Source organism: Brevibacillus parabrevis, from assembly GCF_022701015.1.
Classification (GTDB): domain Bacteria; phylum Bacillota; class Bacilli; order Brevibacillales; family Brevibacillaceae; genus Brevibacillus; species Brevibacillus parabrevis.
In genome coordinates, this window is the sequence record NZ_CP064090.1 from 3,508,734 (window position 1) to 3,519,971 (window position 11,238).

Below are 11,238 nucleotides of genomic sequence, written 5' to 3' on the forward strand. Positions count from 1 at the left end.
TCTTTTTTATTGTAAGAAAAAGGAAAACCCGCACGGTCTAAACCGTCCGGGCTTCTGCACAATGCCGTTCTTGCATAGGGAAAATCGCTTTTAGCCTTCCCTGGTCTTGATGGAACGAGAATGGTTTTTTTGTTTTACTTTTTTGGAGCCGGAAAGAGGCTCGCCAGTCTGTTCTTGCGGTTTTGCGACATTATTGTAAGTTTGATGAGGGTTCTCATCCAAAATATGATCCTTTTCCATAAAATCAGCTCCTTCTTTCCGTAGTTTGTATCAATCAGATGGTGACGAACCATAGGAAATGCTGGTATTCTATAAGGAAGCGTGCCCGCGATTGGTAGCAATGGATAGGTTGTCAAAAGAGCCAAAAAGCACGATACTGAAAGCATAACAGCATGTTTATTATGTAAACAAAAAACCAGGCTTTGATGGATCGGAAAGGAGCAGCTCATGCCACTGTTGATTGCACCCGTGTTTAATTCGACGACAGAACAGCCCATTCGGATCGAGCTGCCCAATTCGTACTACTTGGTCTCGGGAGCAGAGCGGCCGTACGAGATAGCCTCGCGCTATTTGCGCAACGAAATGGACGAGAACAAGCGCATTTTTGATCAGCGCGTGAGTCGCACCAGTCTGTTTTTGGTTGCAGAGCATGCCGAGATGAAAGTAACGGACGATCGCCCATGGATTGAAGAGATCGAGAACAAGCTGAACTTGTCTGCGTTTGACGGGACATGCTCCATTCCATATGTGCTGACGGTTAGCGGAAATATGTGCGGGATCACGTACTTGAAGCGCTCTATCGACGGAAACAAGCTGGCATTTGACCAGTCGACGCAGAACACGTTTCTGCGGATTTTGGAACATCAACTGCCATCCCTCGCTTTTCGCCGCTATGTGCTGTCTCTTGAGAAAAAAAGCAACGAAGACCAGCTGCTCGATTTGTGGATCGCGCTGGAATCGCTGTTTGCCCCCGACGGTAAAAAGGGAGAAATCACCTACAAACTGCGGGTACGGATGGCGTACTACTTCGGAGACTCGTATGCCCAGCGGCAAAAGATTGCCCAATTCGTCAAAAAATCGTACAATCATCGTTCAGAGATCGCGCACAGCGGAAAAGTATTCGGCGATAAACTGACCGATGAAGTCAATACGCTCAGATTGATGGCGAGAGCGACGATTTTGAATACGGCTATGCAAGGCATCAATCTGCAAGACATGCGCGTGCGTTTGGATGAGTTAATATTGTCTGGCGAGACCTATGAAGAACGGTACGAGCCGGCTTATTTTGAAAGAATCATTTTGTAGACCTCACAGAGGAAACAGGAGGAAGAAGCAAGCATGAGTGTTTTGATTGTAGAAGATTTGTCCCATGGGTTTGGGGATCGGATTTTGTTCCGCGACGTGTCGTTCCGTTTGCAGCCGAATGACCGCGTAGGACTTGTTGGAGCTAATGGTACAGGAAAGTCCACGATGATGGGCATTTTGACGGGCCAAAACATCGCGGATCACGGCCGTATCGAGTGGATGCCGAAAATTCAATACGGATACCTCGATCAGCACACGAAGCTGCAAGCAGGCAAAACCATCCGTGACGTGCTGAAAGATGCGTTCCTGCCCCTTTTGGAGCAAGAACAGGAACTGATGGCGATCGGGGAAAAAATGGCCGAAGCAACGCCTGAGGAACTGGAAGAGCTGCTGGAGCGCATGGGCGAAATTCAGGATAAGCTGGAGACGAGCGGTTTTTATTTGATCGATGCCAAAGTCGATGAGATCGCGAACGCTCTCGGTTTGAGCGCTATCGGTCTGGAGCGCGACGTTGCTTCCTTGTCCGGGGGTCAGCGGACGAAGGTTCTTCTGGCAAAATTGCTGCTGGAGCAGCCGACTGTTCTGCTTTTGGATGAGCCGACGAACTATTTGGACGAAGAGCATATTGTGTGGCTGAAAAACTACTTGCGCGAATATCCGTATGCGTTCATGCTGATCTCCCACGATACCGCGTTCATGAACGAAGTCGTCAACGTGATCTACCACCTGGAGTTTACCAAGCTGAACCGCTATACAGGCAACTACGAGTCGTTCCTTGCACAGTCCGAGATGAAGCGCAGCCAGCACTTCGACGCTTTTGAAAAGCAGCAGGAAGAAATCGCCCGCATGGAAGACTTTATCGCCCGCAACAAAGCGCGTGCATCCACTACAGGTCGCGCGAAAAGCCGTCAGAAGCAACTGGATAAAATGGATCGCCTTGACAAGCCGGAAACGGCAGCGAAGCCTTCGTTCATTTTCAAAGAAGCACGCGCGAGCAGCCGCTTCGTGATTGAGGCAGAGAACCTGGAGATCGGTTATTCGCACCCGCTGCTGCCTAAACTCAGCGTGAAGCTGGAGCGCGGCGAAAAAGTAGCGATTGTCGGAATGAACGGTGTGGGGAAATCGACACTGTTGAAGACGCTGCTCGGCATCATCCCGCCACTTGGCGGCAAGCTGGAGCAGGGCGACTTCCTGCACCCTGCGTACTTCGAACAAGAAGTGAAAGCCAAGCCGATCACGGCACTGGATGACGTCTGGAACGAGTTTCCGGCCATGAACAACCACGAAGTGCGCGGAGCTTTGGCGCGCTGCGGTTTGAAAAACGAGCATATCAATCGCAACCTGAACGCACTCTCCGGGGGCGAGCAGGCAAAAGTGCGTCTCTGTAAGCTTTTGCAACGGGAAAGCAACTGGCTTGTATTTGACGAGCCGACCAACCACTTGGATGTCGTTGCGAAGGAAGAATTGAAGCGTGCATTAAAAGAATTTAAAGGGACTGTCCTGCTCGTATGCCACGAACCTGACTTCTACGAGGATTGGGTGACACAGACGTGGGATGTTGAGAAATGGAGTCTGGAGCAGGCAAAAACACCAATCAAGCTGTAATAAAAAAACAGGCAGCCACATTCAGTGGGACTGCCTGTTTTCTTTTGGCCAAAAAGTCGTGAGCTTCGTCAGCGGGCGTTGCGCATGCGAATCATCGAGAAGTGCAGGCTGCTGTCGAGCAGAGCTTCTTTGAGCGGCGTCAGCGACGGTGTGATTCGCAGCTCAATGTCCGCCTCGCCAAGACGGGCGAGCAAATCGCCCATGGCTGTGACCTGCAACGGTTGGACAGGATCTTTGGAGACGAAGTAGCCCGCCCCTTCGTCGAGGCACGAAAAGGAGTCGGCCGCAAACGTGTACTGGTAAAGCGTCGTCTGCGCAAGGATCGGATACCAGCGGCTTTCGATCGCAATGACCATTTTGGCGCTAGTCAGCCCGAGAAAACGTTCCTTGTCTGCCGAAGACGAATCTGGCTTCGCATAAAAAGCAATGCGCGGACAGTCGCGCGGGAAGTAATACATCGGTGCACGAGCCGCGTCAATCGCCCAGACGAGGGGAGGCAGGCTTGGGTGGCTAGGATGCAGCCGCGGCTGAAAATCGGCAATGGCAGAGTCTTCACTGTAATGAAACACCGTATGCATGTAAGCAAATTCCTTTCCGTAGGCAAAATGGAGGAAAGACAACCTAAATGACTGCCCAGGCATTTGGAAGGTATCGGCCCCGGTAGTATGGACACGATGTTTTCGTAATCGCTTCGCCGTTATGGAGCATCATCGAGCTGGAGCCGCCGTCCATCGCCATGGCAGTTACAACCCCATGCTCTTCCAGCAGTTCCGCCAGGTCATTCATGCTCGCCCCGATGGAATGCCCCGGCTGGCGGCCGTCGATGACGACGAATACAATCGTGCCGTCCGCTTTTTGCCCGATCGCGGTCCGTGGCTGAATGCCCCAGCTTTTGGCCGGCTTGTCTTTAAACATGTTTTTCCCGTTTACAATCAGTTGCGGACGGAAGCTCATCGCATCGCGAACGCCCATGTTGACCAATTGTTCGGCCGTGTAGTTGCCTGTAATCAGCTTGCCTTCGTAAGTGATGCCCAAGGCCGTCTCGCCGCTTTTGGGATTATAGCCTTGCAAAATTTTCCCGTCGTGGATGACCACGCCGTACGCCTTGGCTCCTTTTCCGTAGCCGTCAGGATCGGAGAAGCCGCTTGCGTTGACGATGCCGATTGCATTGGTTTTTTTGACAAATTCATCGAGCAGATCGCCGCGGTCTTTGCGGTTTGTTACGACGAGCTGTACCCGTTTCGGGTCGTGGATGTACATGATTTTCCCTTTGAAATAGTACGTCTCTTTGGTCACGTCGATGTCTTCGATTTCGACCAACTCTTTCGGCTTTTCCGGCAGCGTGACGGTTACAGGCTGTTCTGTGGTAGGCGTTTCTTCCGGCTTGGTCGTGCCGTCAGGCTCTGAATTGATCACTTCCGGATTGCGAATTTGCTGCTTTAATGCATTCAATTTTTCTTCCGGCAAAAATGTATACGGCGCCCAGTAGTCGTGCTGCGTGGTCAGCAAGGTGCCTGCCGCCCACTCGCGCAGCTCTTCTCCGTTTTTCGTCCCAAACAAAAAGATGATACTTAACAAAGCGAGCGTCGTGCAAGTCAAAGCTGACACGAGCATCAGGCGCTTGACCCAGCGCCAAGGTCTTTTGCGAGTTGTGCGTTTGCGTGTGCGGGCACGTGATAAAGTTTGCATGATTTCTCCACATCCATCTGGTGTTAAAATTGACTGTTGCTATATGGTAAGGACGGATAAATGGGTAAAAAGTTTCAGGAAAATAATAAACGATCACCAGGGGAAAAATAGGGACAGGAGGTGAGGGCCGTGCGCGGCTATGATGAAGCATTTCAAAAGGAAGTAGAGGAGTACCAGGACAGTCCGAAAGGGACGCGAAACCAGACGACCAGTCGGGATCGCCAAGACCAGGGCGAGAAGCAGGAGACCCGAATTGACTCGAATAACGGGTAAAATGGTTGACGGGCGGAGTCCACTTTGGATTTCGCCCTTTTTCCGCTCTGGGCAATTGGGCTTTCGCTGGAACGATTCAAGCGCAGGCCCTCTGTTATACATGGGCAAAGTGTGGTAAGCTTACCCAATGTACTTTTTTACGCCAGGAGGGTTCTTGTGAGCACCACGTTTGCAGATTTACAAATTAACGCGCCGCTCGTAGCGATTTTGCGCGACCAAAAAATGGAGACGCCGACACCCGTGCAGGTGGAAGCGATCCCATTGATATTAGCCGGACGAGACGCCTTGATCGAATCGCCTACGGGAACAGGCAAAACGTTTGCCTACTTACTGCCGCTGCTAACGAAAATCGATATGGATAAAAAAGATGTGCAGGTTCTTGTGCTGGCACCGACGCACGAACTGGTCGTGCAGATCGCCAAAGAAGCCGAAAAGCTTTTGCCAGGAGCCGATCATGCGGTTTTGCCGATCATCGGTGGGGTGGACGTCAAGCGCCAGGTGGAGCGCTTGAAGAAGAAGCCAGTGCTCGTCGTCGCTACGCCTGGTCGTCTGCTGGAGCTGATCGATCAAAGAAAACTGAAGGTGCACGAAGTAAAGACTGTCGTCGTCGATGAAGCCGACAGAATGCTCGATGCAGGCTTTGGCAAGCCGGTCCAGGAGGTCATGAAAAAAACATTGCGGGACACCCAGCGCCTGCTGTTTTCCGCAACGATTTCAGACCAGATCGTCGCGGCAGCCAAAGCGTTCACAAAAGAGGCTGCGCTTGTCCGGGCGCAAGCACCAGAGGGCGCAGCAGGAGTCGCGCATCTGTATCTCGTCTCTGATCCGCGAAAAAAAGTGGACACGCTCAGACGGTTGCTTCGGCTCGTCAATGTTCGCTCCTCGATCGTTTTTGTCAATCAGATCGAAAAAGTGGATGAGATCGTGTCCAAACTGAACTACCACCATTTGGAATGCCGCCTGTTGCATCGCGATGCATCCAAGGAAGATCGAGCGCGTACGCTGCAAAAGTTCCGCGACGGGGCGTTCCCGGTATTGATTACGACGGATGTCTCGGCCCGCGGAATCGATATCCCGGAAGTCGAATGTATCGTTCATTACGATCCGGCCCCAGATGCGGATACGTACATTCACCGCAGCGGACGGACGGGACGGATGGGCCGTGCCGGACTTGTGTTCTCGATTCTCAGTCCGCAGGAGCGGTTTATTATCCAAAAGTTCGCCAAGCAGACGGAACTGGCGATTGCCGAAAAAACGATGGCGTACGGCGCTTTGGAAGATCCAAGACCGGAGCGAAAACCAGCGGCCAAACCAACAGCCAAGCCAGCCGGAAAAGGAAAACCGCAAGACCGCAAAGCTGGTGGCGGCAAACCACCAATGAATGCAGGCAAAGAGTCTTCTTCGGCAAAGCGCGTACATAAGAAGGGCGGCTTTGGAACAAAGTAGGACAAGAAGCACACGTCTTGTTCTAAGGAGGGTTCCATGCGCAAAGATCGTTTGTATGAAGAGGACTTGCTGGTGAATGGCGCGGTTGGGGGAGAAGTGTTGGGCAAGCAAGAGCGGCAAACGCTTCGCCGCGAAGCGGGCGAACTGAAAGAAAAGATGGAAGCGGCCAAACAGGAGCCAATTTCTGAGTAACCCCACTGTAACAGTAAAAAAGAGCAGGGCTGCCGACCAATGCGGCGCCCTGCTTATTTTGATCGATTACTCGTCTTTTGTAAGCTGACATTGTTGCAGCGGAATGACTTTGGTCTTTTTCACGAACTTGTAGCCAAGCCACAACAGGATGAACATGGGCAAGCCGATGTAGGAGACGAGAATGCCGTTCCAGTCGATGGTGTCGCCAGTGAATGCGCTGTAGTTTTGCCCGATAATAATGAAGGAGCAAAGAACGAAGGCGAACACAGGTCCGAACGGATACCATTTGGCCCGGTAAGTTAAATCGCTGAGGCTGCGTCCTTGGGCAAGGTATGCTTTGCGGAAGCGGTAATGACAGATGGCGATGCCGACCCAGGCAATAAAGCCGGACATGCCGCTCGCATTAAGCAGCCACATGTACACGACGCCGTCGCCAAACAAAGAAGCGAGAAAAGCGAGCATGCCTACCGCTGTCGTCGCGTACAGAGCGCGTGTCGGAATGCCGCGCGAGTTGATCTTTTTCAAAAACTTCGGTGCCTTGCCTTCCATTGCCAAAATCCACAGCATGCGAGCGGAGGCGTACATGCCCGAGTTTCCGCAAGACAAAACGGATGAGAGAATGACTGCATTCATAACCGATGCCGCAAACGCCAGTCCTGCTCTTTCGTAAACTAAAGTGAAAGGGCTTACAGAAATGTTGTCCACATCACCGCTCATCAGGTTGGGATCTGTATACGGGATCAAAAGGCCAATGACGGCGATGGACAAAATGTAGAACAGAAGGATGCGCCAGAAAACTTGCTTGATGGCCCGCGGCACATTGACTCGCGGATTTTCGCTCTCGCCTGCTGCTACGCCGACCAGTTCCGTACCTTGAAAGGAAAATCCGGCCACCATGAACACGCCGATCATCGCCATGAACCCGCCGTGGAACGGAGCGTCGCCGACAGTGAAGTTTTTAAATCCGACTGCTTCGCCGCCCATAATCCCGACGATCATCATCAGTCCGATCGCGATGAAACAGATGATAGCAATGACTTTGATGAGTGCAAACCAATATTCACCTTCACCGAATGCTTTGACGGAGAGAAAATTCAACACGAACAACAAGGCGAGAAACAGACCGCTCCATAACAGCGATGAGCTTTCCGGCAGCCAGAACTTCATGATCAAGGCGGCAGCCGAAATCTCCACCGCAATCGTCACGGCCCAGTTGTACCAGTAGTTCCAGCCCAGGGCGAAGCCAAGTGCCGGGTCGACAAAGCGGGAAGCGTACGAGCTGAACGAGCCTGATACGGGGAGGAAGGTAGCCATCTCGCCCAAACTCGTCATCAAAAAGTAAATCATGATACAGATCAAACCGTAAGCGGCAAGCGCGCCCCCTGGCCCTGCGGATTGAATGGTCGAGCCGCTCGCCAGAAACAAGCCTGTCCCGATCGATCCGCCGATGGCAATCATCGACATGTGCCTTGCGCGCAAACCTCTTTTCAACTCATACTGCTCTTTTCCCGTCTGTTTGTTTTCTCTAGTGGGTAGTGGAGTATGATTCAAACTTGATGCCCCCTTTTTTACCGTGAATGAAAATTCCTAATATTCAGGTTACAAATATGATAGTTGATTTGGGACAGATAATCTATTCGACCGGGTGTCATAAAAACGAAACCGATTTTTATCCAACATGTACAAATATTCCCTTTTTGTTCGCGGGGAATTATCCGTCTCTTTCTCGGAAAAAAGCAGGGCAGCCGCTTGTTTCCGGCGCCCTGCTTTGTGTATGGCTTATGCCTGTTCGTATTCGCTGGCAGGGCACTCGCTGGCTTGCAAGTACGCATCCAGATCTGCGAGCCACTCGCGGACGGTTGAGTAGGGCGTGTCCAACTGGAACAGCTTTCGGATCATCAGACGAATCTCTGGCGATAAGGAAAGCTCTTCCTCCCAGCTTCGTTCCGGCGCATTCTCATCCGCAGAGTAGCCGGAATAGAGCAGAAACAGAAAAAAGTGCCCGAGCGCATACAGGTCGCTCGAAGGCGCTACTTCCCGCTTGAGCTGCTTTTCAGACGGATAGGCGCTGAGTGTCTCTTCCGTGTAAGTCGGCTTGTCACCGACGAACCGCGCCAGCCCAAAGTCAATCAAGTACGGATTTCCTTCCTGCCAGATGACGTTTGGGATGCGGACATCGCGATGGATCAGTCCGCGGTCGTGCAAGTAAGCGACAAGCTCGCCAATTTGCTTCATATAGAGGGCGCATTGCCGCTCCGTCACGACAATGCCGCGTTCGAACAGCATCTCTTCAAGCGTAGGCCCCGTCAAATACGTCATGACGAGAAAGGAATCGTTGCGAAACCGAAAAGCGTCCAGACACCGCGGAAATTGCGGGTGCGACAGCGAGGACAGCACTTTGCGCTCGTACTCCTGCATGGCTTCGCCTTTTGGCGTATGACGCAAGCTTGGTTTGACCTGCTTGAGCACGACTTTCTCACCTGTTGCGCGATGGATAGCCAGGTAGGCGATGCCGTAGCTGCCCATCCCGAGCACTTGCTTGATCTGATAGGCGCCTGCCACCGTTCCTGCGCGATAGGGCTTGTCCCGGACATTGTTCGTCCACCATTCTTTTACTTCCGTCCACATAACCGTTCCCTCCTGTAGCCATCTTACCATGAATGGAAAAAGCCTGACCTTTTTTCATGCAGGTTTGCTATAATCAGTTCGTTACATGTAGACAGGAGCGACGGGTATGAATTTTATCATTGACTGGTTATCCTTTTATTTGATTGAACAACCTGAGGAAGAAGACGGCATCAAGCAGGTGCGCATGACCCGCTATTTGGGGCATGATGAATATCAGCGAAGCGAGTTGCGCGACTTTTTGGATGGCGAGTTCGCACGTATCGCCAAGCGCAAGGTGGAAATGAATCCGAAGACGGACGGGACGCCGACGAAGCTCGGACAATTTGTCCTGGAGCCGGGGCATCCGCTCGATTCCAATCCGAACTATGCCTTGCTCAACCGTTTGCTTGCAGCCGAGACGCCAAGCGAAAGCAGAGAGCCTTGCCAGGAGCTGATCCAGTCTTATTTGCGGACGTCGCAAGTAAGGGGCGGCGTGCTGATTGTGGTGCGCACGCGTCTGGAGCTGCTCGATGAGCGCTACGTCTTTATTTTGAAATGCGATTTTGAACAAAAAACAGCCGTCATTACGGATGAAAAGAGCCTGATTTCCAACGTGCGGATGGCGATCAATGCGAAAAACATGAAGTCGCTGATGTATCCGTACATGATCGAATCCGGGATGAATGATCCGTACCACGTCAAGATTCATCAGTTTTCCCATGCGCGTTACTTCGAGGAATTTTTGCGCTTTATTGAATATCCGCAAACGGTGACGCAAATCGTCTCCGATGAGGTCATTTCTCTCGCCCGCCAGCATATCGAGTACACCTATCCGGAGGAATCCGAGGAGCGCGTGCGGGAAGTAGAGGCAATTGAGCTGATTGCCGCCAGCCCCAAGCGGGAGCTGTCCGAGAAGTGGGAGCACGAGACGGTGATGGAAGCGATGCAGATCATCACCGACCGCCAGCCGGAGGTCGAACTGAAGTTCAAGCTCGATCACATGCAAATTCGCACCTTGCTCGCGGATTACGGCTCTACTTTGCATATTGCCAAAGTCAACGGTCGTTATGTCGTCATTTTGGAAGGGGAGCAGCTTCAGTTTGAGCGAGGGGTATCTCCTGTTGAATTTGCCAAACCGAAATCACTTGCGGAGATCGTTCAAGAAATCGAATCGCGCAGCAGCTATTCTCCGCCAATGGCAGCAATGCCAGGGGAGCCGGACGATACGCCGCCTTGGGAATAGGAGGAGCGAGCATGACGCACAAAAAACTCACTTTAAAAGGGCAGGAGCAAAACGTATACCCTGTCTTGCGCCATGCTTCTATGGTCAAAAAATACCCGGACCGCTGGGTAGTCAAAGAGCACACGGCAGATACACGCGTGCTGTATGCGCTCGATCAGGGAGAGGGCTACGGCTTGATTACGCCTGACATGCTGGTTGCGGCAGAATGGACGGCTGAACAGCTTCATGCGTACGCGATGGACAACTTGCAAAAGCTGCCGTATACCGTGAAAACACAGGAGGTAGCGGGCAACCGGATTCATTTTATCAGCCCGCCAGACGGCTATGCGGCGAGCAGGGTGTTGCTCGATTCGCTGCTCCGCCAGTTTGACCAGGAAAAACAAGGAGATTCGCTTGGCGTTGCCATCCCGCATCAGGACGTACTCATTATCGCGGACATGAATGGCGAGGTCGGGGCGAACTTGCTGGCCCGTCTCACTTACGACTTTGCCTCAAAAGGGCAAGTGCCGATCGCCGTACTGCCGTTTTTCTGGGAAAACGGCGAGCTGACACCGTTTTTGGTCGTGTCGCATGATGCGGATACGAAGGGAAACACATAGGATAGAAACGCAATAAGAGAGTTGACCCTGGTGTGGTGCAACTCTCTTTTGCTATTTCGGGAAGGGTACGTCCATCTTTGTTGGCGCGATGGCGTTTTGTGTAACGTAGTCGACTACATGATCGTAAAGCTCTCTGCCAAGGGATGAAATCGAGCGCTCCAGGGAAAACCCGCCAATGAGACTGGTCCACCATACCTCCAAGCTACGGAATATTTCGTGGTACGCCTCTTCACTCGTTGCGCTTTTCGTAAACAACGCTTCATAAAACGAGCGATTTTG

At 52.1% G+C, this 11,238-nt stretch carries 12 protein-coding genes; 7 read left to right on the forward strand and 5 right to left on the reverse strand.

From position 1 onward, the window contains the following. Nucleotides 1–90 precede the first annotated feature (90 nt). Entirely contained in the window at nucleotides 91–240 is a 150-nt protein-coding gene (locus tag IRJ17_RS16910) for a small acid-soluble spore protein P (RefSeq protein WP_063228492.1), read from the reverse strand. 207 nt (nucleotides 241–447) lie between these two features. On the opposite strand from IRJ17_RS16910, the gene IRJ17_RS16915 reads away from it, so the two are divergent. Both IRJ17_RS16915 and IRJ17_RS16920 read left to right on the forward strand, forming a co-directional pair. Beyond that, a complete protein-coding gene (locus tag IRJ17_RS16915; protein WP_173596549.1) occupies nucleotides 448–1,305 on the forward strand; it encodes a HEPN domain-containing protein in 858 nt (285 codons plus the stop codon). Nucleotides 1,306–1,338: 33 nt separating this feature from the next. Beyond that, entirely contained in the window at nucleotides 1,339–2,910 is a 1,572-nt protein-coding gene (locus IRJ17_RS16920) for an ABC-F family ATP-binding cassette domain-containing protein (protein WP_122965373.1), read from the forward strand. Nucleotides 2,911–2,978: 68 nt separating this feature from the next. Here the strand turns inward: IRJ17_RS16920 and IRJ17_RS16925 are convergent, their stop codons facing one another. Both IRJ17_RS16925 and IRJ17_RS16930 read right to left on the reverse strand, forming a co-directional pair. Then, nucleotides 2,979–3,488, reverse strand: coding sequence for a DUF6886 family protein (locus IRJ17_RS16925; RefSeq protein WP_242771175.1), 510 nt, complete (start codon nucleotides 3,486–3,488; stop codon nucleotides 2,979–2,981). Nucleotides 3,489–3,531: 43 nt separating this feature from the next. Beyond that, entirely contained in the window at nucleotides 3,532–4,599 is a 1,068-nt protein-coding gene (locus IRJ17_RS16930; RefSeq protein ID WP_173596551.1) for a phosphodiester glycosidase family protein, read from the reverse strand. Nucleotides 4,600–4,728: 129 nt separating this feature from the next. On the opposite strand from IRJ17_RS16930, the gene IRJ17_RS16935 reads away from it, so the two are divergent. The 3 genes from IRJ17_RS16935 (at nucleotide 4,729) to IRJ17_RS16945 (ending at nucleotide 6,510) form a co-directional block, all read left to right on the forward strand. Beyond that, the gene (locus IRJ17_RS16935) at nucleotides 4,729–4,872 is read left to right on the forward strand and encodes a hypothetical protein (protein ID WP_167470337.1); all 144 of its coding nucleotides are present in this window, start codon (nucleotides 4,729–4,731) and stop codon (nucleotides 4,870–4,872) included. A 156-nt stretch (nucleotides 4,873–5,028) separates the two neighbouring features. Further along, a complete protein-coding gene (locus tag IRJ17_RS16940; RefSeq protein WP_242771178.1) occupies nucleotides 5,029–6,318 on the forward strand; it encodes a DEAD/DEAH box helicase in 1,290 nt (429 codons plus the stop codon). A 36-nt stretch (nucleotides 6,319–6,354) separates the two neighbouring features. Next, nucleotides 6,355–6,510, forward strand: coding sequence for a hypothetical protein (locus IRJ17_RS16945; protein WP_173596552.1), 156 nt, complete (start codon nucleotides 6,355–6,357; stop codon nucleotides 6,508–6,510). 66 nt (nucleotides 6,511–6,576) lie between these two features. Here the strand turns inward: IRJ17_RS16945 and IRJ17_RS16950 are convergent, their stop codons facing one another. Continuing rightward, nucleotides 6,577–7,974 (reverse strand): amino acid permease, encoded by a 1,398-nt coding sequence (locus tag IRJ17_RS16950; RefSeq protein ID WP_229049954.1) that lies wholly within the window; start codon nucleotides 7,972–7,974, stop codon nucleotides 6,577–6,579. A 315-nt stretch (nucleotides 7,975–8,289) separates the two neighbouring features. Then, nucleotides 8,290–9,138 (reverse strand): serine/threonine protein kinase, encoded by an 849-nt coding sequence (locus IRJ17_RS16955; protein ID WP_242771180.1) that lies wholly within the window; start codon nucleotides 9,136–9,138, stop codon nucleotides 8,290–8,292. A 106-nt stretch (nucleotides 9,139–9,244) separates the two neighbouring features. Between IRJ17_RS16955 and IRJ17_RS16960 the strand changes: the two genes are divergently transcribed. Together IRJ17_RS16960 and IRJ17_RS16965 are read left to right on the forward strand one after the other, a co-directional pair. Next, nucleotides 9,245–10,360: a DUF3900 domain-containing protein gene (locus IRJ17_RS16960; protein ID WP_063228500.1), complete on the forward strand. Its 1,116-nt coding sequence runs from the start codon at nucleotides 9,245–9,247 to the stop codon at nucleotides 10,358–10,360. An 11-nt stretch (nucleotides 10,361–10,371) separates the two neighbouring features. Beyond that, complete coding sequence (locus tag IRJ17_RS16965; RefSeq protein ID WP_242771182.1) at nucleotides 10,372–10,959, forward strand: DUF1444 family protein; 588 nt, start codon at nucleotides 10,372–10,374, stop codon at nucleotides 10,957–10,959. Nucleotides 10,960–11,238 lie beyond the last annotated feature (279 nt).